The sequence below is a fragment of the Streptococcus oralis genome (genome assembly GCF_001578945.1).
Classification (GTDB): domain Bacteria; phylum Bacillota; class Bacilli; order Lactobacillales; family Streptococcaceae; genus Streptococcus; species Streptococcus oralis_Q.
In genome coordinates this window covers 1-921 of record NZ_KQ969578.1, presented here as the reverse complement: position 1 = coordinate 921, position 921 = coordinate 1, and the positions used below count along the sequence as shown (strand labels likewise).

General features: G+C 32.8%; 1 protein-coding gene and 1 pseudogene. Both read left to right on the top strand.

Features of this window, described 5'->3' with window-relative positions; translation table 11 throughout:
• Positions 1-329: pseudogene (locus tag SORDD16_RS11360) on the top strand (hypothetical protein); the annotation flags it as partial.
• Positions 330-343: 14 nt separating this feature from the next.
• Positions 344-712, top strand: a complete 369-nt coding sequence (locus tag SORDD16_RS09810) for a hypothetical protein (RefSeq protein WP_049538464.1) — start codon at positions 344-346, stop codon at positions 710-712.
• The last annotated feature ends 209 nt before the right edge of the window (positions 713-921 follow it).

Here is a 921-nt window from a genome sequence, read left to right as displayed (position 1 = left end):
ATGGTACACAAAAAGCGTTTAAGCCAGGAGAGTTAGAGAGACATTATAGTAAACATGGTCAACAAGTTGCTAATGCACTTAATGAGTCAAATTACACCATGGAACAATATTTGAAAGATGCTAATTATGTTATACAAACTGGAGAGTATTCTTCAAAGAATAATGCTTATTACAAGTATGTAGGTTTTAGCAAAAGTGGGAATAGAAAAGGAAGAACGAAATATGCAATTGTTGGTCTTGATAAAGTTACAGGAGAAATAACAACCTATCATATTAAGGATATTGAAAATATGCGTGAGTGGGATTCTAGTTTAGGAATTAACCCTTAGAGTAGGAGAGATAGATGATAAAAATACTAAAAATTGACTGGCTTGATGAAGCAAGCTATGAGGGGGAAATCACTTTAGTAGACAGTCATAACAAACAGTTGGTTTGTTTTACTTATTCACAACCGTTAGATGTTATTACAAAAAAGCTTAATGTTATTTATGGAATGGGAGGATCTGAGGTAATTAGGAGTGAGGAACATTCTTATTCGTTAGGGCGTCTTGGAAATTTTGAATATTATGTAGTAGGTCAAGTACTAGATAAGGATGTTCCGCTGATACAATGTTTTGATTATGTTTTAAAATTCAGTGGTGAATTGCCAGGAGATATTGTTTCCGGAGACTGGGTAGAGTGTTCGGTAGATCGCTTTGATATATATGTGTGATCATAAGAGTGAAACTGTCTGGTAATGGCAAGTAGTGGAGAAATAGTATTGATCCTAAAAGTATAAAATCCTCCGACTTATCAATGACTGAAATAGTTAAAAATCATACTTATACTATAGATAATCTAGATCCATTTGAAGGTCAATCTAATTCTAGTTTAGACATTTTTGGTAAAAAAACAGGAGATTTACTTACTAGAAGATTTTAT

Coding starts and splice junctions, on each gene's coding strand:
- SORDD16_RS09810 (WP_049538464.1), top strand. CDS start 344: ATGATAAAAATACTAAAAATTGACTGGCTTGATGAAGCAAGCTATGAG.